Below are 23,787 nucleotides of genomic sequence, written 5' to 3' on the forward strand. Positions count from 1 at the left end.
AAACATGTTCAAGAACCTATTAGCCGCCGCAACGCTTGCAACGCTGGCTGTGCCCGCGGCTTTTGCCGCCGATCTGGAAGGGCGTGTACTCAAGATCGGAACAGATGCAACCTATCCCCCGATGGAAACCGTCGATGAAACAACCGGTAAGATTGTGGGGTTTGATGTCGATGTAATGAATGCGATCTGCGCAAAGGTCAATTGCGTTCCGAATTTCGTAAACACCGCTTGGGACGGTATTTTTGCCGCGCTTCAACAGGGAGAATTCGATCTGGTTATCTCGGGCGTATCGATCACGCCGGAGCGCGAAGAGACCATGGACTTTTCCGAGCCATACATCGTTGTCAGTCAGGCCATTTTGCTGCAAGTCGACAACGCGGATATGACGCTTGAGGATTTCAAAGCGGGTGGCCAGAAACTTGCGGCACAAACCGCGACAACCAACGCCCAACTGGCGGAAGAGCTTGTGGGTCGCGAGAATGTAAGTCTCTACGACAACTTCTCGGCCGCTATTTTGGCGTTGCAGAACGCAGATGTGCAGGGGGTGATCATCGATGGTACATCCGCCGCTGCCTACGAACAGGAGTTTGCCGGAGAGCTGACCGTGGGCATCACGGGCCTGCAGTCCGATCCATTGGGTATCGTGTTTCAGGAAGGTGACCCGACGGTGGACGCGATCAACGCTGGTCTGGCTGCCATTCAGGAAGACGGTACGTTGGATACGCTGAAAGCCAAATACTGGAGTGCAAACTGATTTTTTGTGCCCCTTCGGCCTGGCAGTTGATGCTGCCGGGCCAAATTTTAGCGGAGAAATTCCATGTCGCGCCTTAGCACGATCCGCCCGAGTAATCTCGTGTTGCTCGCAGCCGCGCCCTTCATCATCTACCTTTTCGCCACGTCCTCAAAGTATCTGCGATCTCTGATCGCAATTCTGGGGATCGGCAATAATGCAGGACCTATTTTTGTCGGCTTCCTGCTGATCATTACGGTCGCAATCCTTGGATATCTCTGCGCTCGGCACGCACGTTTTTCAAATCATGCACCGGGCTGGTTGCGCGTTGCCGCCCTTGCGGCATTACCTGCATCAACTGCGCTTTTGGTCTTAAGCTATGTATCTCCACAGCTTTTGATGCCCTTCGCTGAATCCGTATTCTTTCATGCGCTCAGCGAGAACACTTCAACTCTTATCAACCGGTCCAGTCAGACATGGGTATTGTTTCCCGAGGTTGTGGATCAGGTTCAAACAGGTCTGCAAGTTCTTCTGGCAGTTTACGCAGCTCTGGTCGCTCTGAGCCTGTTGTCGGCCCGGCTGCAACCCCCTTGGCACGGACGCATCCTACTGGGGCTGGAATGTCTTACAGGTGCGGTTCTGTTCTATCTGATGTTTATGGCCCATTGGCAGTTCGCCACAGGCGTAGCCATTACCTTCCGCGCGGCCATCTTTGCCTACATCTTCTCGGCCATACTGGGCCTGATCTGGGTGGGACTTCAGTCGTTCAAACCAAAGGCGCGCACCACGATCCTCCATGGTTCAATAAGCCTGACACTGCTGGCTATATCGGCCTTTTTTTTCATGCAACCTCAGGTCAGTTATGTTCTGGTCGGTAGCACCGAAGGGCGCATCGCCATTGTACGTGGCACCCCGCAAGCTCAGGCTGATATCATCCGGTTCGGCGAGTTCGAAGGCGCAGGCGACCAGCAGTACCGCATACGCAGCGCAATTGATGCTGCTGCCGCCTTGGAGCAAATTGAATCTGTCGACAGCGTTTCCGGCGCATTTGTTCCAGTTGAGGCTCACACACAAGGCTATCCTGTTCTGTGGCAGACAAATTTCTTACCTGACAAATACCGAAACCCCGCTCTGGCCTTTGCCGTGCTCGGGTTTCTGCTGCTGACGCTGACCATTGGCGGCGCTCAGCACAAGCTCCATCCTCTGGCGGTCGGGGCCGAGTTCTTTGTGGACACAATACGCGGCATTCCGATGCTTGTTATCATCCTGTATATCGGCCTCCCTTTGGCAGGTGCAGTCAAGGATGCCACAGGGGGTGGTATCGACATGACCAATATGACACGCGGAATCATCGCTATATCGGTCGGGTATTCAGCCTACATGGCCGAAATATTCCGCTCCGGGATCGAAGCCATCCCGAAAGGGCAGCTGGAAGCAGGCAGCTCTCTCGGCCTGTCGCGCTGGCAAACGGCACGGCTGATCGTTCTGCCTCAGGCCTTGCGGATCGTAACCCCACCTTTGGGTAACGAGTTTATCGCGATGATCAAGGATACTTCGCTACTGTCCATCCTGTCCGTGCGTGACATGACCCAAAGGATGCGAGAGTTTCAGGCGGCAAGCTTTCTGCCCTTTGCGCCCTTCAACACCGCAGCAATTCTGTATGTCGTTCTCACCCTCGGCTGCGCCAGCTTCCTGAAGTGGATCGAGCGGCGCACGGCAAAGGACAACCGATGAGCAAACTGGAGCTTGGGGTTTGCTACTACCCCGAACAATGGGACCCATCCCAATGGCGCGATGACGCCGCGCGGATGGTCGAGATGGGATTGGACTGGGTTCGGATCGCCGAATTCACCTGGGGTCTGATCGAACCGGCACGCGGACAGTTTCGCTGGGATTGGCTGGATGAAGTCATCGAGATTCTGGGTCAGGCCGGTCTGCGGGTCATGATGTCGACACCAACGGCCGCACCCCCTAAATGGCTGGTTGATGAGCATCCCGAAATCCTGCCAATGGGTCCGGACGGTCGGGTCAGAGGCTACGGTTCACGCAGGCACTATTGTTTTTCCAGTGAAGTTTATCTGGCCGAGGCGCAAAGGATCGCAACAGAATACGCCAGCCGATTTGGTCAGAATCCTCATGTCCATGCTTGGCAGATCGACAATGAATACAACGACCATGACACCGTTCTCAGCTATTCCGATGCCGCCCGGACAGGCTTTCGGCGCTGGCTGAAACAGCGATATGACACAATCGACGCGCTGAACAAGACTTGGGGGACCGTGTTTTGGGGATCTCTCTATTCCGGTTTTGACCAGATCGAACTGCCCAACGGATTGGTCGCCACACCTAACCCCACTCACGCGCTGGATTTCATGCGCTATTCCTCGGATCGGGTGCGGTTGTTCAACAAGACACAGGTGGACGTGCTGCGAAAACATGCGCCTGGCCGAGATATAACGCACAACTTCATGGCAGGCAGTTTCGAGTTCGATCACCACGCTGTGGCTGCTGATCTGGATGTAGTCGGCTTTGACAGCTACCCGCTGGGCAACCTGATGGGCTCAACTTTGTCAGAGATAGAAAAGCGCCGCTATCTGCGGTCCGGCGCGCCTGACTATCAGGGGTTCCATTGCGACCTGTACCGCAGCCAGGGGCGGGGGCGGATGTGGGTACTGGAACAGCAGCCAGGGCCGGTCGACTGGGCGGCCAAGAACCCTTCTCCGGCAGAGGGAATGGTTCGGCTTTGGACCTGGGCAGCTTATGCACATGGTGCACAAGCTGTAATGTTCTTCCGATGGCGGCAGGCAAAGTTCGCGCAAGAACAATACCATACAGCCTTGGTGCGCTCAGATGACAGCCCAGATCAAGCCGCGCTTGAACTGGCCCAGATTGTGAAAGACCGCGCGAACTTGCCCCCGGCGACGCGCAGGAAAGCCCCGGTGGCCATACTGCTGGATTACACTTCGATCTGGGCGGCAGATATTTTGCCGCATGATGATGACTTCCCGAATTCACATATTTTTCGGGATTGGTACACTGCTCTGCGCAATCTTGGGGCCGATGTTGACTTTGTGGGCCCTGACGATGATCTGGAAAATTATGCCCTGATCGTGCTGCCGCAAAGCATGATTGTGACCACGGAATTGGCCGCCAAACTGGATGCCTCTGGGGCAAAGCTATTGATTGGCGCCCGTTCCGGCAGCAAGACACCTCAAATGCACACCCCTTCAAATCTGGCCCCAGGCGCGTTGGCGAAATTGACCGATGTTCGTGTTCTCCGTGTCGAATCGCTTCCTGATATCGCGCGAGAATCTGTGCAGCTACTGGACGGTCAAAAGTTTGACTTCAGTGGTTGGCGCGAAATCGTCGAGACCGAAGTAAATGTCCTGGCGCATTTCGAAAGCGCCTACTGCGACGCCAGCCCCGCGGTCATCCGATCGGATCGTGCAACGTATCTGGCCATGGTCCCGCGCGGTGCACTTTTGCAGGTGATTATGAGCAATGTCTTAGAATGGGCTGGGTTGGAGCATCTGGATTGTAACCCCGACATGCGCATAACCCGACGCGGCACGTTGCATTTCGCCTTCAATTTTGGTGACATGTCCAAACCCCTGCCTGCTGGTGGACCGCGGCGCATCCTGATTGGCTCTGATCCAGTCACAGCGCACGATCTTACTGTCTGGCAGGAAAACTAACGCCCGAAAATACAACCAAAACGTGTCAAAAATCAAAACTGGACATAAGAATTCCGCAAACTGTCACTTTTGGACTGACGAACGGGCACAGAAAGTCCTATGAATAAAAAACAAAAAACAAACTAATCCAACAGTGGGAGAACACCTATGGCTAAACATTCGACACTTTCGAGACGCTCTGTGCTGAAAAGTGCAGGTGCTGCGGCGCTTGCAGCACCTCTGTACAGCAAGAGCGCTCTGGCTTCGTCGGGCGAAATCAACATTCTTATGTGGTCGGACTATCTGCCGCCCAGCTTTATCGAAGAGTTTGAAACTCTTACCGGAATCAAAGTAAATTATACCGGTATCGGCTCGAACGAAGAAATCATCAACAAGATGAAGGCCACAAAGGGTCAGGGCTTTGACATCGTCTCACCCACCAACAACCGCTCGTTACAGTGGGAGCCACTGGAGCTGCTCCAGCCGTTTGACATGAACAAAGTTCCGATTGATCTGGTGAACCCTGCCATGGCCAAGATTGGCACCGATGCCTGGAATTTTGGTGGTTCGGGCGCACACTGGCTGCCGCATATCTGGGGCACCGAAGGTATCGCATACCGCACCGATCTGTGGTTGCCGGAAGGCGACGCACCGTCTTATGGCGACGTCTGGTCGGAAGAAAACGCGGGCAAGACCATGGGCCGCGCGCATTCGATGATGCTGGGTGCCGGTCTGTACATGGAGCGTGCCGGCGAGATGGAGCCGGGTTCCGTCTGGGCCGCATATGGTGACGAAGACACCATGCGCAAGGTTTGGGGTCAGATCACCGACTGGTGTATTGCACGCAAGGATCGCATCAAGCTGATCTGGAACGATGCCGATACGCAGAAAAACGGCCTGCTGAATGAAGGCGTTGTTGTTGGTCAAACCTGGGACGGTCCGCCACTGGCGCTGAAGTCCGCTGGTGAGCCTGTGCACTATCAGGCACCTGTTGAAGGTGCGATGGCTTGGGTTGACGGCATGTCAATTCCAACTGGCGCGGCAAACATCGATCAGATCTACGCCTTCATCGATTTCGCCTACCAGGCCAAGCCTGCAGGTGTTGCCATCGACAGCCACGGCTACAACTCACCTGTGCTGGGCGCGGACCAGTACTCGGGCGACACCTACAAGAAGAACTTTGCAGAGGCCTATCCGGGCGACTCGCTGGCCAACCTCAACCCGTGGCCGGCCGAAGCACCGTGGTATGCGGAAACTCGGACCGAGTTCGTCAACAAGTTCAAGAGCGCCTAAACGTTCTGAGCCTTCGCCCCCTGCGTTATGCGGGGGGCAACTATCTGTGCGCCGTCCCGGCGTAACGGACACTAATGCGGTGTGGTGCCAATCCACACCTCAGGGAGATACCAAAAATGAGTGCAGGGGTCGGAGTCGATCTGGAAAACCTGTGGATCCGTTTCGGTGACTTCGTCGCCGTGCGCGATGCAAACGTCAACATCAACGGGGGCGATTTCTTTTCGTTCCTCGGGCCCTCGGGTTGTGGAAAAACAACAATATTAAGAGCTGTTTCAGGCTTTCTTGAGCCCAGCGAAGGCAACGTTCTAATCGGCGGCAACAACATGCGGGGCATTGGACCCAACAAGCGGCCCACGGCGCTGATCTTTCAGAACCTCGCGCTGTTCCCCTTGATGAAGGTCTGGGAAAACATCACGTTTTCGATGGAAATCAAAGGTGCCAGCAGCGCCGAACGCCGCAAACGCGCCGATGAACTTCTGGACATGATCGCGCTGCCGGGGCAGGGGGATAAACTGCCGAGCGAATTGTCGGGCGGTCAACGTCAGCGTGTGGCGATCGCCCGCGCTTTATGCGCCGAGCCGGATGTGCTGTTGCTGGATGAACCCCTGTCGGCACTTGACCTCAAGCTGCGCCAGCACATGCGGACCGAGCTGCGTGAAATTCAGCAACGTGTGGGCATTACCTTCATCTACATCACACACGACCAGGGCGAAGCCCTGACCATGTCAGACAGTATCGCCGTTATGCGAGCGGGCGTGATTGACCAGATCGCCGACGGGAAAACAATCTATAACGACCCCAACACAGCTTTCGCGGCTTCTTTTGTGGGTGAAAACAATGTGTTCCGCGGTAAAATCAAACAGGTGATGGGCAACGAAGCACTGATCTCGACCAACCGCTCGGGTGACCTGGTCGCGCGGATTTCGACCGTCAATCAGGGCAAGATGAAGGAAGGTGACGACGCGATGATGTTCATCCGTCCTGAAGCCTTTGCAATTGCCCCGGATGGGGCAACAGGCGATCATTTTGTCACCGCCCGGGTCAACCATGAGGAATTTGAAGGCAACGTCTTCAACATCTTTACTGAAGGTGAAGGCGGAAAAGAGATCAAAGTCTCGATCCCCAACCACGGTCAATCTTTCGAGGACCACACCGGACAGAACATCACGCTGGAATACGAGACGCACAACGCCGTCATCGTTCCTGCCGGTGAACTGGCCGCGGAATAAGGGGACAGTCTCATGCCCCAGTTTCTGAAAGACTTCTTCAATCGCAACGGCACCGGCATGGGGTTGGCGATCCTGGGTCTGGTTCTGTTCTGGACCATTGGCCTGATCATCCTGCCGCAGCTGTCGATGCTGGATTTCTCATTCCGTCCAAACCTGCCCCCACCTGAGATTGGTGGGCCAAAGGACGTCTATACGCTTGAGAACTACAAGTATCTGATCTACGGCCCGGAGGGCGGCAGTCAGGACTATAACACAGTCGACCTGAGGGTGTTCTTTCGAACACTTGTGGCTGCGGTTTGTGTGACGATCTTCAACCTGATCATCTGTTATCCGATTGCCTATTACCTGGGGCAATCCGAAGGCAGCCACATTCGCATCTTCGCGATCATGCTGATCATCCCTTACTGGATCAACGAGATCCTGCGTGCATTCGCGTTGCGCATTATCTTCGGTGAGACAGGAGTGCTGAACACGCTGTTCTTGGGACTGGGCATCTGGGATACGCCGTTCGACTTCATCCGCAATGACATCGCGCTCTATGCAGGTCTGGGATACGCCTATATCCTGCTGATGATCTTCCCGATGTATAATGTCATAGAAAGTTTGGATAAAAACCAGATAGAGGCTGCACGCGACCTTGGTGCGCCTTGGTGGCGGATTCATTGGCGTGTGGTCATTCCCTATGCCAAGCCGGGTATTAGCTCGGGCTGTACTATGGTGTTCATGTTGTCCGCCGGTGCGCTGGCTGCGCCCCAGATTCTGGGCGGCCCGTCCAGCCTGTGGTTCACCCAACTGATCTATCAGCAGTTCAATGACAATAACGACTGGCCGCAGGGGGCTGCGTACGCAATCGTACTGCTGGTGACCTGTATCTTGTTCGTGTTGGCAGTGATGCGCCTGTTCAAGGTGAACATGGGGGATATCGGGAAATGAACAACTCCTTCCTCCGTATTAGCATCTGGGTCTATCTGGCGATCTTCTTCCTGTATCTGCTGGGACCGCTTGTGATCATGTCGATCACCGCGTTCAACTCGTCTGGGTTCCCCCGGATGAGTCCATGGGAATGTCTGACCTTCCAGTGGTTTGGTGAGCTGTTTCAGGATCAACGCATTCTGAATGGTATCAAGAACTCGCTGATCATCGGGATTGGGACGGTTGTTCTGTCTGTGGCGATGGGTCTGGCGGGTGCGCTAATGCTGACACAGATCTGGCCAAAGTTGCGGGCGACGTACTACACGATCATCATTGCTCCGATCCTGATCCCCGGCGTTGTTTTGGGTATCTCGACACTGGTGTTCTGGGACCGGATCAATCGGATGCTTGGGCTTGGGGCGGACAGCTTCCTGTCGAATGGCATCTTCCTGACGGTGATTGGTCAATCCACCTTTATCGCCAGCTACTGCATGCTGGTGCTGGTAGCGCGCTTGCAGCGCTACGACGTGGCGCTGACAGAAGCGGCCCTGGACCTTGGGGCATCGCACGCACAGGCCTTCCGCAAGATCCTGTTGCCGTTCATGCGCCCGGCGATTGCATCGGCAGCGGTATTGGCGTTCCTCGCATCGTTCGAAAACTACAATACAACCACCTTCACCTTTGGCGAATATCCAACGCTGACGATCGAACTGGCCCAGAAGGTCCGTTATGGCATCACACCTGCGATCTCGGCGCTGGCCTTTATCATCGTGGCGCTGACGGTTTTCTTCGCTCTGCTGAACGAAGCCAAACTGAAGCGTCAGGAACTGGTGGCAGCCGCGCGTAAGAACGCGACGGTTGAGGAACTGGCAGGCAAGATCAAACTGCCCAGCTTCTTTGCCGGTAACATGGCCGCTGTTTTGTTAGTTGTATTCGCTATCGCAACGATCACAGTTGTCGGCACCGCAGCAACCTACAATCCGGCGCAGTGTATTGCCGACGTCCGCGAACAAAAGCAGTTGGAAGCGGAACAGCGCATTCAGGAGTTACGCAAGCAGCGTGAAGAGCGTCGCAAGCAACGTGAGGCGGAAGAAGCCGAGCAAGGTGGCGCTCAATCTGCACCGAAACCGTCAAATAACAGCGGCTTTGGCAATGTGTTCGCGCCGAATTCGCTGGATGGCAGTGAAACCGAAGAGGATGAAGGTGCGTCCGACACAGAAAGCGCGCCTTCGAACAACGGTGGTTTCGGAGGTGTGTTTGACCCGAACAGCCTGCAAAACGACTAAGAGTTGCGCAGGTCTTTAACCTAGGTATACGCCCGGACGTTACTTATTGTCCGGGCGTATCGCGTTTCAGAACCTTGACACCACATCCAAGGATATTGTGTCCATTCCAGATCACAGGTTCGGCGTTGTAATTTATCAGGAACACATGATCGGCCGTCTCACGCATTCGCAGGCCGCCCGGCATATTCTGCACGTTCAGGCCCGTCGTTTTTGCCGCCATGGATATGACGCGGTCCCATAAGGTTTCATCGGGAAATCCTGCCAGATACCACGACCCGCCACACGCCTTGAGCGCGGGTGTTCCATCCTCAAAATTCAGCAGGTCTTCAGCGTTGCCTGAAAGCCGTTCGACCCAATGCTGCGCAGCACCCCCACCGTGGACAGCACGCTGGACTGTCGGGGGAAGTGTTTCGACCAAATCAACATCGCAGGACAGGCGTTCCAGGCCGGGGCGACCAATTTCGGGAAATTGGAAGTTATCCGTGATCGCACCACTTCGCGGTCCAAGAACTGCCAGTTTACAAGCCGCCGACAAACGGCGTTCCAGATCGGTGTCAACCGATGCCACCCCCGGCGCCAGGATCAGTGCATATTGCCCCGCAATGTCACTTGCCTGAACGAAGTCGACAGACAGTCCTGCCCGCCGCAGTGCCCGATACGCCGAAAAGACCAATCGGAAATAATCGAATCCGGCACCTTGCGGTTGCGTTTGCCACGCCCAGTCCGAGGGATAGTCGAACAGTATGGCAACTTTGGACTGGATCTGATGCACCTCGCCCAAAGTAGACAACTCATCGGCCGTCTGACGCGCCTCGTTCAGGGCATGGGCAGGTCGGTTGTTTGACGTCAACAAGCCTGCATGCATCTGTTCCTGCCCAAATGGGGCTTGTCGCCATCGAAAATAACTCACTACTTCCGCCCCGTGGGCTACGGCCTCAAGCGACCACAGGCGTACCATTCCCGGAAGAGGAGCAGGATTGTACGGTGCCCAATTCACCGGGCCGGGTTGCTGTTCCATCACCCACCAACGGCCACGCCCTACGGCACGGTACAGATCGTGATGAAACGCCTGCAAATCCGGATCGCCTTGCTGAAGAAAGGCGGTCTTATGCGTTTCATCATCTTCCAGACGGTCCGATAGAAAACCGATCGGATAGCTGTCCCATGTTGCGATATCCAGATCCGCGCCAACCTCGAAATGGTCGAAGTCCAGAATACGGCCCATGTAATTGTGTAAAAGCGGCGCATCGGTCAATGGCCGCAGCGTATCCACCTGAGCCCTGTTGAACGTCACAACCTGATCCGAACTGAAGCGACGGAACGCCAATACATGAGCCGGGTTCGGCTCGGTCACGGTTTGATTGGGCAGGTCGATCTCGTCGAATTTCGAATATTCCATCGACCAGAACACATTGCCCCATGCCTCGTTCAGCGTATCAATAGTCCCGTACCGAGCAGCCAGCCAGTGACGAAAAGCCCGAAGGGCGGCAGTGCTGTAGCTGAGAGTAGTGTCGTGACACCCATATTCGTTGTCAATTTGCCAAGCGACCACGTGCGGGTTTTGACCGTACCGCTCACCCAATATTCGGGCAATGCGTGTACATTCGTCGATATAGCCCTGATGGCTAAAGCAGTAATGCCGCCGCGATCCAAACTTACGCGGGTTCCCACATTCATCTGCGGCCAACATGTCCGAGTGTCTATCCAACATCCAGCGCGGTGGCGTTGTTGTTGGCGTGCCAAGCACAACCTTCAACCCAGCTGCCCCAAGTGTTTCAATCGCGCGATCGAGCCATTCGAGTTGCAAGTTCCCCGGTTGGGGCTCAATACGGCTCCACGCGAATTCGCCGATGCGCACCCAAGTCAGGCCGGTTTCGACCATACGTGCTGCATCCTCAGCCCACATCGCCTCTGGCCAGTGTTCCGGATAGTAGCAAACGCCAAGTTCCGGCTTCATAAGATGACCTTGTGTTCTGCCAGACCCCGGCCTGCATTTCGCACGGCAAATGTCATGCCATTGGCCGGTTGGGTTTCAATGGCTTCCGCGCTCAACCCTTGACGGGCGGTGGTGCAGAAAAGCGTGTTCAGATCCTCACCACCGAAAGCGGGGCATGACGTATGTGATGCATCAAAACCAACAGCTCTGAGAAACCGTCCGTCACCAGCATATGCCGCGACCCGGTTAGCGCCCCATTGAGCGATCCAGATATCTCCTTCGGCATCAACGACCGCACCATCCGGGTTCAGGCCTTCCTCACGCAAATCCAGAAAAACTGCGCTGTCCCCTTCCGGCCATCCGGATTCTGGGTTCAGGTGCCAATGCCTGACTTGCCCGGTTACTGTGTCGCAGTAATAGGCAACCGAACGATCAGGTGCAAAACAGATCGCGTTCGAGATTGTCACATCTGAAACCAATCGTCTCAACTCCCCTTTCCAGAAGCGATAGATTGATCCGGCTCCGGGTTCAGCCTGTTTACCCATTGTTCCGATCCAAAACCCGCCCCACGGATCGGCCCGACCATCATTTGAACGGGTGACAGGGTTGTCCGCTTCCAGAGGCGCTATCAGGTTGCGCTTTCCAGACAGCAAATCAAAACGCCAAAGACCCGTTTCCGAAGCCATCAACAGCGTGTCGCGATCCACCCAACCTGCGGCCGAGACATGCTCATCGAAGGTCCAGCTTTTTGGCTCGTCTCCGTCGCGGGTCATCAGGCGTTTGCCTATGATATCAAACCAGAAAAGCTGTTGCCGCTGCGGATGCCACAGCGGGCCTTCGCCCAACGCGCAGGGACGGTCGTCAAAGATGATACTCATCCGGCAGCCTCGTCATAGGCCGCTACGATTTGTCGGGCGCGATCAGCGATTTCGGCGACTTCCATGCCAGGCTTGTAGAGGGCGGATCCGATCCCAAAGCCGTCCGCACCGGCACTGATCCATTGACCGAAGTTTTCAGGCCCGGCGCCACCGACGGCAAAGACAAGCGTGCCTTTAGGCAGAACCGGACGCAACGCAGCCAAACCTGCCGGACCGGCCATTATGCCCGGAAACAGTTTCAACCCGGTTGCTCCTGCCTTGAGGGCGGCAAAGGCTTCGGTTGGGGTGTAAACACCTGGCCAGCTTTGCATACCCAAAGCGACCGAACGTTCGATGACCTCTGTATCATAGTTGGGTGATACCACCAGTTTGCCTCCGGCAGACGACACAGCGTCCACCTGATCGACCGTCAAAACAGTGCCTGCACCGATCAGAGCCTGGCTTCCAAAAGCCTCAGCCAACGTACCGATACTGTCGAGCGGGTCCGGTGAATTGAGCGGCACTTCGATCCGGTCGATGCCAGCATCAATGATGGCACCACCAACGGTTTCAGCTTCCTGCGGTTTCAACCCACGCAAAATGGCGATGATCGGACGGCTCATGCGGTTTGCCTTGTCATGTTTCGTGCCAGCGCCAGCCCGGCCAACGTGGCTTCGGTGGCGTTTGCAGTTTCTACGAATGCGCCTTGCTGTCGCAGTGCTGTTGCATATGTCTGAGACACGCCTTCCGCTCCAATGATGGCCAGTTGTTGCCCCAGCCAGTACGGCCGAGTCGCGGCCAGCTCTGCCCCGATCAACAACCCTGAAAGCTGCGATCGTGCAGTGGCTTTACCCACTCCTTGCAGCAAATCCGCCGCCCGCAGGCCAAAGAGGCGAGCAGCCAGCTGCTCGGGTTTGGACAACGTATCCGCAACCGCGTCAGCGAAGGCGTTGTCATCCCAGCCCTGACCTACAGAGTGTCGAAGCACTGACTGTCCGCATAGCAGATCGAACAACTCTCCTGTCATGAAAGTACGAAAGCTTACAACTTCTCCGGCGCTCACCTGTACCCATTTTGTATGGGTTCCGGGCAGACAGATGACACCGTCCCAGTTCTGACGCGCTCCCAGAAATCCAGCGATTTGCGTTTCTTCACCCCGCATCACATCCGGTGGGGTCGTCTGTTTCAGACCGGGTACGACAAAGGCCCGGATACGCGAGTCAGAGCCGGGAACACGGATCGGTGTATCCGGCAAAGGTTCAGACGGGACGGTCGAATAGGGTGCTTCTACCCAGCCTTGCCTCGCACCGACCATTCCGCAAGCGATCACGTCCACCGGCGCACCGGTCAACCAGTCTTCGATCAATTCCAATAAAGCCGCTTGAAAGCCGCCAGTTCCGACACGAGCCATACCTTTGTCAGATTGAGCATGGTCCAGCACATTGGCCCCTTGCATGGCCCAGACCCGCAAATGAGACGTTCCCCAGTCGACGGCGATCCAGTCTGTATTCATAACGTCACCCTGAAACCACAACGCCGCCATCGACAGCCATACATTGCCCGGTCATTGCATGGCTGGCTTTGGATGCCAGAAATAGTGTTGGTGCTATCATATCCTCGGGCTTCAGGTGTTCTTTCAGACATTGCCGGTCCAGATGCGCCGCCAAATCCTCGGGCGTGGCCCACATATCCAGCTGTTTTTGCGTCAATACCCAACCGGGAGCCAGCGCATTTACACGGATATTCCTTGGCCCCAGTTCGCGGGCCAGTGAACGTGTCATCCCTGTAATCCCGGCATTCGACGTCGTGTAAATTGGATAACCTGCGTTGCCCATCATATAACTGATCGAGCTGAAATTTATGATTGCTCCACCGTCTTTCATTTGTCGGGCCGCTTCCTGACACGCGAAGTAGTAGGCTTTCAGATTTACTTCAATCATCCAGTCCCAGAACTCGGTCGTGGTTTCCTCAAGCGTATGTCGTTGGTCATTGGCCGCGTTATTGACCAACACGTTCAGCGCGCCATGAGCCTCGGCGGCCTTGGCCATTGTCGCGTGCAGCAGTTCCGTGTTCGTCATGTCGCCTTGCATGAACAGCGGCGCGCGACCGTGCTTTTCGCGCATCTCTTCGACAAACCCGCTGGCGTCCGAGCGTCCGATGAAGGCCACGCTAGCCCCCTGAGTCATGAAGCCATCCGTCAGCGCTGCGCCAACGCCCGAACCGCCGCCGGTGATATAGACGGATGCCCCGTTCAGATCGTGGAATGTTGCTGGTTGGGTCATCAGTGGCTCTCTCTGGTCACAAGGCGTGTGTCTTTGCCAACAAGGAAATCGAGATCCGCACCCTGATCTGCTTGCAACACGTGGTCGATGTAAAGTTTCGCGTATCCGCGGGTATAATGCGGATCGTCCGGTTGCCACGTGGCGCGGCGGGCGTCCAGTTCCTTTTCATCGACCAGCAGTTCCATCTCGCCCTTGCTGGCCGAAATACGGATACGGTCGCCGGTTTTGACCAATGCCAGCGTGCCGCCCGCCTGCGCCTCGGGGCTGACATGCAGTATGACGGTGCCATATGCTGTTCCCGACATGCGCGCGTCCGAGATACGGATCATGTCACGCACGCCCTCTTTCACCAATTTGGCCGGAATTGGCATATTGCCGACCTCGGGCATGCCGGGATAGCCTTTGGGGCCACAGCCTTTGAGCACCAGAATGCTCTCGGGCGTGACCGGCAGGTCTTCACGGTCGATATTGGCTTTCAAGTCTTCGATATTCTCGAAAACATAGGCCTCTGCTTCGGTTTCCAGCAATGCATCTGTCGCTGCCGAAGGCTTCACGATGGCCCCGTCAGGCGCGAGGTTGCCACGCAGCACGCGCAAACCCGCAGCGGGTTTCACCGGGTCATTAAAGGGGCGGATGACATCCGTATTGAAACACTCAGCGCCTTCGGAGTGGGCCGAGATGTCCCTGTTCAGTACCGTTTTTGCCGGACGTAAGAAAGATATGAGTTCATTCAGCACAACGGGCACACCGCCTGCATAGCAGAAATCCTCCATCAGGTATTTGCCGGATGGCATGCAGTTGACCAGAAGTGGAATTTCGGACCCGATTTCGAAATCCTTCAAGGTCAAATCCACGCCAACGCGACCGGCCAGCGCCAGCAGATGCACCACCGCGTTGGTCGATCCACCAACGGCGGCATTGGCAAGGATGGCGTTCTCGAAGGCTTCCTTGGTCAGGATATCCGATGGTTTGAGGTCTTCATCCACCATCTCGACAATACGCTTGCCAGTCAGATGCGCCAGCGCCATGCGGCGGGCGTCGACAGCGGGCAGGGCGGCGTTGGTGGGCAGTGACATACCCATCGCTTCGACCAATGACGCCATCGTACTGGCGGTGCCCATGGTCATACAGACACCCGCACTGCGCGACATGCCAGATTCGGCATTCATGAAGTCCTGCAGGGTCATTTCTCCGGCCCGAACCGCCTCAGAGAACTTCCAGACATCGGTGCCGGAACCGATATCCTGTCCGCGATATTTGCCATTCAACATCGGACCGGAGCTGACAACGATTGAAGGCAGATCGACTGAGGCCGCGCCCATCAGTTGCCCCGGTGTGGTCTTGTCGCAACCACCCAGCAGCACAACACCATCAATGCCATAGGCACGGATCGATTCTTCGACATCCATGGCCAATAGATTGCGGAACAGCATCGCGGTGGGTTTCATCTGGGTTTCGCCCAGCGACATGACCGGGAATTCCACCGGGAATCCCCCGGCCTCCCACACTCCGCGCTTTACGCCTTCGGCCAGATCGCGAAGGCCCGAGTTGCAGGGGGTCAGTTCCGACCAGGTGTTGCAGATGCCAATAATGGGTCGCCCGTCAAAAGCGTGATCGGGAAAGCCCTGGTTTTTCATCCACGAGCGGTGGATGAAGCCATCCTTGTCGAGTTTTCCGTACCAATGCTGAGAGCGACGTTTTTTCATTTTGGCTTTGCTTTTCGTGGCTTAGGTTGATGCAGGCTTTTCAAAAAAGATGAAGTTCAGGCTGCACGGGCGGGGCGGCACCAATCAGGTAGCCAATCGGCATGGGCCGTTAGCAGATCCGTGACAAGATTGCGGATTTGCCGCAGGTCCAGTTCGGCGGCGGTGTGCGGGTCCATCATGGCGGCATGATAGACGTATTCTGGGTTTTGTTCGGTCAGTGCCCGAACTGTCAGTTCCTGCACATTGATCTGCGTACGCATCAGGGCAATCAACTGCGGCGGAATGTCGGTGACAACCGATGGCTGCACACCGTTGCTATCCACAAGACAGAGGGTTTCCACCGCCGCTCCCGTCGGCAGTTGCGGAATCTGCCCAGAATTGGGCAGGTTGCCATAAGCCGTGTAAGGCGTATTCGTGACGATCGCGTTCATCAGGTCGGCGGCAAATTCGTGGCTGCGCGTGACATCGATATTGCGCCCGTCGGTCAGGGTCTTGGCCTGTTCTTTCCACGTCTCGACCTGCTCGACGCATCGGGTGGGGTATTCGTCCAGCGGGATCGAGAACTCCTCGATCAAGTCCGTGCGTCCGTCCTTAATGAACCATGGGACGTATTCCGCCAGATGTTCCGAGCTTTCGGTGCAGAAATAACCGAGGTGGTTCATCACTTCGTAGCGAACCTTGTTGGGGCAACGTGGCATCAGAAGCGGCGGCTTGGGCAAGCGTCCGCTGGCATAGCCCTGCTGCAAGGCAGGATAAAGGTCACGGCCCTCATGTTCCAGTTTCAGAAAGAAGGCCACGTGATTGACGCCTGCGACTTTATATCGGAATTCACCTTTGGGCAGATCCAGATCATGGGCCAATTCTTCGACGGTGTTTTGAACCGAGTGGCAAAGGCCCACATGTTTCAGGGTCGGGAAGCGTTCAGCCAGCGCCCAGGTATTGATGGCCATCGGATTTACATATTGCAGCAGCGTCGCACTCGGGCAGAGCTGCATCATGTCCCGTGCGACATCCCACAGCACCGGAACCGTGCGCAGGCCACGCATGATCCCGCCAACGCCTAGCGTATCAGCGATAGTCTGACGCAAACCATACTGCTTGGGGATTTCGAAATCGGTGACTGTGCAGGGCTTGTATCCACCAATCTGAAAGGCGGTGATGACGAAATCCGCCCCATCCAGCGCTGACCGGCGATCAGTATGGGTGGTCACTGTCGCTCCTGACCCGACCGAGCGGATCATGGAGCGGGCAACTGACTCACTTTCTGCCAAGCGTTCCGGATCGATATCCATAAGCGCAAAGTGACTATCGGCAAGCGCAGGGGTCAACAGAGCATCCCCTACGATGTTCTGCATAAAGATTGTGGACCCGGCACCGATGAAGGCAATTTTGGTCATTTGACAGCTCCGAGGGTCAAACCCGCAATGAAGTGTTTCTGCATCAGGAAGAACATGGCTACCGGTGGCAGTGCGGCAACGATGGACCCTGCGCTCATCAATTGATAGGCCGCGCGGAATTGCGCATTGAAACTGGTGATGCCTGCGGTGACAGGCTGGCTTTCTGCACCTTGTGTCAGAACGACGGCCCAGAAATAATCGTTCCAGATGAAAGTGAAGATCAGCACGCTGAGCGCCGCAATCGCGGGTTTCATAAGCGGCAGGACCACGTACCAGAAAATGCGCCATTCGCTGATACCTTCGACCCGTGCGGCCTCGATCAGCTCAAAGGGCAGGGCGCGAATGAAGTTGCGCATGAACAGGGTGCAGAACCCGGTCTGGAACGCGATGTGGAACAGGACCAGCCCGGTCTTGGTGTTGTAGAGGCCAAGTTGCAGGGTCAGGTCGCGCACCGGCACCATCAGGATCTGGAAGGGTACGAAGTTACCGGCTACGAACATGAAGAAAATCCAGAGGTTTGACTTGAACTTGTAAATGCCAAGCGCAAAGCCGGTCATGCAACTGAGCGCCACCGCTCCGATTACCGTAGGAACGGTGATCAGGAATGAATTCAACAGATATCGCGGCATGTCCGAATTAAAGAAGACTTGTCCATAGTTGAACGCGCCCTCAAAGCTGGACGGCATTCCCCAGTAATTGGCATTGGTGAAGTCGGCGGCTGGTTTGACTGAGAATAGCGCAACCGCCAGTAGGGGACCCAGCCACAACAGAAGAGCCAATGGAAGCATGGCCTGATATGTGATCTGCGCCGCGCGGGGTTGTTTTTCGATAGGTTTGGGAAACATCTCAGTGCCCCTTCTCTTCACGATACATCGACCATAGGAAATAGGCGATAAAGCAGAGCATGATCAGGAAAAGGATCACGGCGATGGCTGCGCCATAACCCATACGGAAGCCGTATTCAGACAGGGCGACCTCGAACATGTAATAGGCCAGCACGCGGGATGATCCGAAGGGTCCGCCTTGGGTCATGATCGAGATCAGATCAAAACTGCGCAACGCTCCGATGATGGTGACAACGAAAGCGATGAAGGTAGCAGGGCGCAGTTGCGGCAGGATGATGTGCCATAGCATCCGCCAGCCTTTTGCACCGTCCAAGCGCCCGGCCTCGATCTGTTCCGGGTCCACTGCGTTCAGGCCAGTGAGGTATAGGATCATGCAATAAGCGGTTTGCGGCCAGAGGCCTGCGAAGATGATACCGTAGGTGACGAAACGCTCATCGCCTAATACGTTTAGCGGGCCGAGGCCGAAGAAACCGAGGAATTCGTTCAGCAACCCGAAGGTCGGATCGTAGAACCATGTAAACACGAGCCCTACCACGACCTGAGAAATAACGAAGGGGAAGAAAAACAGGGACTTATATAGGCGGATGCCCCAGACCGTCTGGTTCAGAAATAAAGCGATGAACAAACCTGCAGGAATTGCGGCCAGGTAAAGGACCAGCCAGATCAGGTTATTTTTCATCGAGATGTAGAAAGCATCCCGGTCCACCCATTCCCAATACAGATCCTCGTAGTTGCGAAAGCCAACATATTCCGCAGCACCTAAGCCATCCCACTCATACAGTGACAGGTTGAAGGACTGGAATACCGGAATAATCACATAGACCATGAAGAACAGCAGCCCAGGGGCCAAAAACAGCCATGGCGCGATGCGCTGTTGGTTGCGATGGAACCAGCTTTCCTGTTCTGGGGCGTCGGCTGCTGCTGTCATGGGAAACTCGGGTCTGTTGAAGTAAGGCTGGCTGAAACCCACCCTACGTATTAGGGGAACTCGGGCCGGGTTTTAGCCCGGCCCATACCTGATCAGTTATCGTATATGCGCCCGCGCGCACGCTCCAGTTTGGCCAAAATGCGATCCGCATTGTCAGGTTTGACCATGAACTCCTGGAAACCTTCCATGGACACTTTAGCCATTTCCGCAGGTGCGTCGCGATCCCAGAACTGGGCAACACCACCTGGGCTGTTTGACGAAAGCATTTCAAAGCCCTGTTGCAGGAACTTGTCCTCATCCACGGCGGATTGAGCGTTCACCGGCAATTGACCAAGGTTCGCGCCATTGTTGATCTCGGTTTGCTCATCCGCCGAAACAACGAAGCGCAGAAACTCGCGTGCTGCTTCTTTGTTGGATGCGTTGGCCGGTATGTGGAACGTGTCGGTCGGCGCATCTTCGGCCAGTTCAACATCAGGGTTGATTGCGACGAACTGATAAAAATCCAGTTGGTCGTCAGTCAGGCCTGCATCACGCAGCGGAGCCACAGCGAAGTTACCCATCAGGTAGGCCGCCGCCTCGCCATTGACCATGAAAGGCAGGGCCTCTTGCCAGCTATAGGTCTGGTGATTGTCGATGAACGCACCCATGTCGATCAACTGTTTCCAGTTGGCAAGGGTCTGTTTGACCCGGTCATCTTCCCAGCTGATTTCGCCGTTGGCCAATTGGTTGTGGAAATCGAAGCCGTTGGTGCGCATGTTCAGGTAATCGAACCACCCACCTGCTGTCCAAAGGAACTTGGTGCCAATGGTGTAGCAAGCACGTCCAGAGTCGACGATCTTCTGACAGTTGGCCAACTCTTCTTCCCAAGTGGTGGGTTCGCTCAGGCCCAGCTCGTCGAAGATGTCTTTGCGGTAGTAAACACCCCACTGATAGTAGGTATAAGGCACGCCCCATTGCTTGCCGTCGATGGTCATCGCGCCTTTGGTCGACGCCAGATTGTCGGCAATTTCAGGCTCCGCCCACAAGTCCGACACATCCTCGAACAAACCGGCCTCGACATAAGGCTTCATGCGGTTGGCCGCGTACCATGTGGCCACGTCCGGGGTGTCGGCAGTCAGGAAATTGCGGATCTGCGTTTTATAGGCTTCGCGGTCGATGACGGTGGTTTCGATCTCCAACCCCGGATGTTGCGCCCCAAAACGCTCGATCATCGCCTCCATTGTCGCGCGCGGCGCCGGATTTGATGTGTCCAGAAAAATCCTCAGCTCTCCGGTGAGCTCAGCAGCTGCCGGCACCGCCATCGCGGCGCCAAGCGCCAGCGCAGCGGTCGTGCGCTTGAAAGTTGAATACATGGTTTCCTCCCTGTTGCTCCCATGTGAGGTTCCAAATATTGAAACCGTGTTTTATATATTGAAAACTACACATCGACTCGGTTAGTGTTGTCAAGACCCTCGTTAAGACGGCGATGGATAAATGGAGGAGAGCTGAGACTCGTGTCAGGTGACGGAACTATAGGCAAAGCATGTGATGTGCTGGATCAAGTGGCGTCGTTTGGACGCCCCGTTCGATTCGCTGAACTTTTGGAAAGCAGCGAATTTCCAAAGGCCACCTTGTACCGATTCCTGCAATCCCTGACCAATCAGGGAATGCTGTCCTATGACCGCGACAGGCAGACATATGCGCCAGGGATGCGACTGGTACGGTTGGCCCATGCAGCGTGGACACAAAGCTCATTGGCACCGATTGCACGCCCGTTTTTGGACGCTCTAAGCCGAGAAACCGGAGAGACCGTGCATCTGGCGCAACTCGATTCAAGCCAAGTCCTTTACGTCGACAAACGTAACGCAGCGCAGCCAATCGAAATGTACTCACAGGCAGGCAAAGTAGGCCCAGCTTATTGCACGGGGGTCGGCAAGGCGATGCTGGCTTTTTTGGATGACGATGCGTTGGACAGGGCGATTTCCCAGCAAAGCTATCACCGCTTTACCGACAAAACTTTGACATCAGAGCAGTCACTGCGCGCTGATCTCGACCGGATTCGCAGCCGGGGATTTGCTATCGATGATGAAGAGCATGAGCCGGGCATCATTTGTATCGCCTGCCCGGTTCTTACGTCGAACGGCCGGATGCTGGGCGCCATTTCGATAACCGGATCCACCGAACGTATGGATTTCAATCAACTCGAAGCCTGGGTGCCTCGTGTACGGCGTGTGGCCGAACAAATCGGAACCGAGGCACAAGCTTGGCGGTTTCCCGAAACGCGCCCAAGTCCCAAAAACGACAGGATGCAAGTGACATGACAGGTGTAACTCTGAATCAGGCAATCAAACGGTACGGTCAGACTCAGGTCATTCACGGGATCGACCTGCAGATCGAGGACGGCGAATTCTGCGTTTTTGTTGGCCCTTCAGGGTGCGGAAAATCCACCTTGTTGCGGATGATTGCAGGGCTTGAAGAAACCTCGGAAGGCGAAATTCACATTGGCGCGCGCGACGTGACGCATATGGACCCGGCCAAGCGCGGCGTGGCGATGGTGTTCCAGACCTACGCGCTTTACCCGCATATGTCGGTGGCAGAAAACATGGGATTTGGCCTGCGCATGAACGGTGTCGCAAAAACCGAGATTGACCAGAAAGTTCAGGAGGCTTCGAACATCCTGAAACTTGATCCCTACCTCAAACGCAAACCCAAGGCCCTGTCGGGTGGTCAGCGGCAACGGGTCGCAATAGGCCGGGCCATCGTCCGCGGGCCGGAAGTTTTTCTGTTCGACGAACCCTTGTCCAACCTGGATGCTGAATTACGCGTGGAGATGCGGGTCGAGATCGCGCGCCTGCATCAGGAAATCGGCGCAACCATGATCTATGTGACCCACGATCAGGTCGAAGCTATGACCATGGCCGACAAGATTGTCGTGTTGCGCGATGGCCGGATTGAACAAGTCGGGGCGCCAATGGATCTGTATCGCGATCCTGACAACCGCTTTGTCGCGGGCTTCATCGGTTCGCCCGCGATGAACTTTCTGGAGTGTAATTTTGCCGACGGCCACGTCACCCATCCGGCGCTGAGTCAACCCCTGCCGGTTTCCGCGGCCGTTCCCCCGGGAATGACGAAAGTGACCTTGGGGATGCGCCCGGAACACATCCATATAGACCGATCCGCCGAGACCTGCACCGTTGACCTGACCGAAGCGTTGGGAGGCGTTTCCTATTCTTATTTGCTTGCGGCAAATAGCGACAAACTGATTGTCGAAGAACGGGACGACCAACGCAGTGCAATCGGCGACCGGATCGGTATTTCGATCCAGCCGGAACGCGCCATGGTGTTTGATCCTGAGACTGGGCAGAGGTTTAGATAAGTTTCGGCGCCCGAAGGATTCGCGGCTCTTGCGTGGAGCGGTCAGAACACCTACTCAAAGTAGAAAATATTTGTTTTGAGGCCTCTATGCGCATTCGCTTTGCCGCATTGATTGTCGTTTGTACGGCGGTTTTGCTGTCATTCAACACACCGTCGAAATCAGAAACGCATTACGCCAATCAGCGTGCGGTCTGCCAAACGGGTGGAGGGTCCGAAAAGGTAATCCATGCCTGCACAGCTTTGCTTAGTCGCAATGACGAACCGTTGGAGGCGCGTCAGGACTACTACGCCAAACGCGCGCAGGCACTGCATCGGATTGGTCAATATGAGCAAGCCATCGATGATGCGAACCGTGCGCTGGCCTTGGATTCAGAAGATGCCGTTACTCTCATCTGGCGGAGCTATTCCAGGAACGCCCTGGATGACACCGCTGGTGCACGGGCAGATTTGGATCGGGCGCAAGAGATCAGACCCGACAGCGCGTTTGTTTTGTTCAACACAGCAAAGCAGATGCAATCATGGGGTGAGTTTCCCTTGGCGCTGGAAGGGTATGAAAAGGTTCTGGAACTTGATCCTGACCATGAAGATGCCGGCGTTCGGTATTTGAATCTGCTATATGAGAATATGCCCCCCGAGGAGTTTGAGCATCACTTGGCCGAGGCTGAAACGAAATGGTCGGATCAAACATGGGCACATGGTGCGCGTGTCACATATGAACTGCGACACGGTTATGATTTGGAAAAAGCCCTGAATGCGATCGAGACAAGAACAGCGATGGCCCCGAATCCATCAGAAGACTTGTTGCTTTTTGCCTTGATCAACATGAAACTTGGCGATGAGAAAAAAGGGGTTGAGTACGTCGAGGCTTACGCAAAGGCAGAGGACAAGATAAGCTGGGGTGATGACGGTTATGTGCGCAAGATGGTTGATCGCATTTTCGGATATTTCGTCTTAGGCCAAAATTCAGAGTGGATATTCCGAAGTCACTTTTTTGCGGGACTGGGAAAAGAAGATCTCGCCCGTGCGGAATACCACGCTTTCCTTGAAACCGGCGGCCCCCACGCCCCAAAACTCCTTCTTGATATTATTGAGGGAGCCGGCGTGCCAGTTGACCCGCAAGCCCGAGCGGGTTCACCTGAACATCTTAACAAAGCAATTGATGATCATATCCACCATTTGGAGCAGATAATGGGCTTTTCGAACCTTGGTCCACAATCAGGTTGATCCCAAGCACCCAACCGCAGATCCTTCGCCCGTGGCAAATCGCGCGGGCATAGGTAATTGATTCCCAGTCCAACGTGATTTATGGGAAGCCCTGTCAAAACAGAGTCACCCAGGGGCGGTACCGTGATCGCGCC

Annotated in this window: 20 protein-coding genes and 1 pseudogene; 11 read left to right on the forward strand and 10 right to left on the reverse strand. The window is 55.5% G+C overall.

The window, feature by feature from the left end:
• Positions 1-4: 4 nt before the first annotated feature.
• The 7 genes from ACR0K5_RS18820 (at position 5) to ACR0K5_RS18850 (ending at position 9,124) form a co-directional block, all read left to right on the forward strand.
• The gene (locus ACR0K5_RS18820) at positions 5-754 is read left to right on the forward strand and encodes a basic amino acid ABC transporter substrate-binding protein (protein WP_480631183.1); all 750 of its coding nucleotides are present in this window, start codon (positions 5-7) and stop codon (positions 752-754) included.
• Between the two features lie 63 nt (positions 755-817).
• The gene (locus tag ACR0K5_RS18825; protein ID WP_480631184.1) at positions 818-2,464 is read left to right on the forward strand and encodes an amino acid ABC transporter permease; all 1,647 of its coding nucleotides are present in this window, start codon (positions 818-820) and stop codon (positions 2,462-2,464) included.
• Positions 2,461-4,425 carry a beta-galactosidase gene (locus ACR0K5_RS18830; protein WP_480631185.1) on the forward strand — a complete coding sequence of 655 codons (1,965 nt, stop codon included), beginning with the start codon at positions 2,461-2,463 and terminating at the stop codon, positions 4,423-4,425. Before ACR0K5_RS18825 ends, ACR0K5_RS18830 begins: the two co-directional genes overlap by 4 nt.
• 147 nt (positions 4,426-4,572) lie before the next feature.
• Positions 4,573-5,697, forward strand: a complete 1,125-nt coding sequence (locus ACR0K5_RS18835; protein WP_480631186.1) for an extracellular solute-binding protein — start codon at positions 4,573-4,575, stop codon at positions 5,695-5,697.
• Positions 5,698-5,813: 116 nt separating this feature from the next.
• Positions 5,814-6,926, forward strand: coding sequence for an ABC transporter ATP-binding protein (locus ACR0K5_RS18840; RefSeq protein WP_480631187.1), 1,113 nt, complete (start codon positions 5,814-5,816; stop codon positions 6,924-6,926).
• A gap of 12 nt (positions 6,927-6,938) precedes the next feature.
• On the forward strand, positions 6,939-7,859 hold the full coding sequence (locus ACR0K5_RS18845; RefSeq protein WP_480631188.1) for an ABC transporter permease: 921 nt from the start codon (positions 6,939-6,941) through the stop codon (positions 7,857-7,859).
• Positions 7,856-9,124, forward strand: a complete 1,269-nt coding sequence (locus tag ACR0K5_RS18850; RefSeq protein ID WP_480631189.1) for an ABC transporter permease — start codon at positions 7,856-7,858, stop codon at positions 9,122-9,124. The genes ACR0K5_RS18845 and ACR0K5_RS18850 overlap by 4 nt, the downstream gene beginning before the upstream one ends.
• A 43-nt stretch (positions 9,125-9,167) precedes the next feature.
• Here ACR0K5_RS18850 and ACR0K5_RS18855 read toward each other — a convergent pair whose 3' ends face one another.
• From ACR0K5_RS18855 to ACR0K5_RS18900, 10 genes are all read right to left on the reverse strand, one after another.
• Positions 9,168-11,081 (reverse strand): beta-galactosidase, encoded by a 1,914-nt coding sequence (locus tag ACR0K5_RS18855; RefSeq protein ID WP_480631190.1) that lies wholly within the window; start codon positions 11,079-11,081, stop codon positions 9,168-9,170.
• Positions 11,078-11,938: an SMP-30/gluconolactonase/LRE family protein gene (locus tag ACR0K5_RS18860; RefSeq protein ID WP_480631191.1), complete on the reverse strand. Its 861-nt coding sequence runs from the start codon at positions 11,936-11,938 to the stop codon at positions 11,078-11,080. The genes ACR0K5_RS18855 and ACR0K5_RS18860 overlap by 4 nt, the downstream gene beginning before the upstream one ends.
• Entirely contained in the window at positions 11,935-12,540 is a 606-nt protein-coding gene (locus tag ACR0K5_RS18865) for a 2-dehydro-3-deoxy-6-phosphogalactonate aldolase (RefSeq protein ID WP_480631192.1), read from the reverse strand. Before ACR0K5_RS18865 ends, ACR0K5_RS18860 begins: the two co-directional genes overlap by 4 nt.
• Entirely contained in the window at positions 12,537-13,430 is an 894-nt protein-coding gene (locus tag ACR0K5_RS18870) for a 2-dehydro-3-deoxygalactonokinase (protein ID WP_480631193.1), read from the reverse strand. Before ACR0K5_RS18870 ends, ACR0K5_RS18865 begins: the two co-directional genes overlap by 4 nt.
• Before the next feature lie 4 nt (positions 13,431-13,434).
• The gene (locus tag ACR0K5_RS18875; RefSeq protein ID WP_480631194.1) at positions 13,435-14,199 is read right to left on the reverse strand and encodes an SDR family NAD(P)-dependent oxidoreductase; all 765 of its coding nucleotides are present in this window, start codon (positions 14,197-14,199) and stop codon (positions 13,435-13,437) included.
• The gene (locus ACR0K5_RS18880; protein ID WP_480631195.1) at positions 14,199-15,905 is read right to left on the reverse strand and encodes an IlvD/Edd family dehydratase; all 1,707 of its coding nucleotides are present in this window, start codon (positions 15,903-15,905) and stop codon (positions 14,199-14,201) included. The genes ACR0K5_RS18875 and ACR0K5_RS18880 overlap by 1 nt, the downstream gene beginning before the upstream one ends.
• Before the next feature lie 56 nt (positions 15,906-15,961).
• Positions 15,962-17,302 (reverse strand): alpha-galactosidase, encoded by a 1,341-nt coding sequence (gene melA, locus ACR0K5_RS18885; RefSeq protein ID WP_480631196.1) that lies wholly within the window; start codon positions 17,300-17,302, stop codon positions 15,962-15,964.
• Complete coding sequence (locus ACR0K5_RS18890; RefSeq protein ID WP_299948950.1) at positions 17,299-18,147, reverse strand: carbohydrate ABC transporter permease; 849 nt, start codon at positions 18,145-18,147, stop codon at positions 17,299-17,301. The genes melA and ACR0K5_RS18890 overlap by 4 nt, the downstream gene beginning before the upstream one ends.
• A 1-nt stretch (position 18,148) precedes the next feature.
• Entirely contained in the window at positions 18,149-19,075 is a 927-nt protein-coding gene (locus tag ACR0K5_RS18895) for a carbohydrate ABC transporter permease (RefSeq protein ID WP_480631197.1), read from the reverse strand.
• Between the two features lie 92 nt (positions 19,076-19,167).
• Positions 19,168-20,427 (reverse strand): ABC transporter substrate-binding protein, encoded by a 1,260-nt coding sequence (locus ACR0K5_RS18900; protein ID WP_480631198.1) that lies wholly within the window; start codon positions 20,425-20,427, stop codon positions 19,168-19,170.
• A gap of 141 nt (positions 20,428-20,568) precedes the next feature.
• On the opposite strand from ACR0K5_RS18900, the gene ACR0K5_RS18905 reads away from it, so the two are divergent.
• The 4 genes and pseudogenes from ACR0K5_RS18905 to ACR0K5_RS18920 all read left to right on the forward strand — a co-directional run bounded on the left by ACR0K5_RS18905 (position 20,569) and on the right by ACR0K5_RS18920 (position 23,653).
• Positions 20,569-21,375 (forward strand): IclR family transcriptional regulator, encoded by an 807-nt coding sequence (locus ACR0K5_RS18905; RefSeq protein ID WP_480631199.1) that lies wholly within the window; start codon positions 20,569-20,571, stop codon positions 21,373-21,375.
• Positions 21,372-22,430: an ABC transporter ATP-binding protein gene (locus ACR0K5_RS18910; RefSeq protein WP_480631200.1), complete on the forward strand. Its 1,059-nt coding sequence runs from the start codon at positions 21,372-21,374 to the stop codon at positions 22,428-22,430. The genes ACR0K5_RS18905 and ACR0K5_RS18910 overlap by 4 nt, the downstream gene beginning before the upstream one ends.
• Positions 22,431-22,516: 86 nt before the next feature.
• Positions 22,517-22,792 (forward strand): annotated as a pseudogene (locus ACR0K5_RS18915) (hypothetical protein); the annotation flags it as partial.
• Positions 22,793-23,653: a tetratricopeptide repeat protein gene (locus tag ACR0K5_RS18920; protein WP_480631227.1), complete on the forward strand. Its 861-nt coding sequence runs from the start codon at positions 22,793-22,795 to the stop codon at positions 23,651-23,653.
• Positions 23,654-23,787 lie beyond the last annotated feature (134 nt).

The sequence above is a fragment of the Ruegeria sp. AB9 genome (assembly GCF_056542585.1).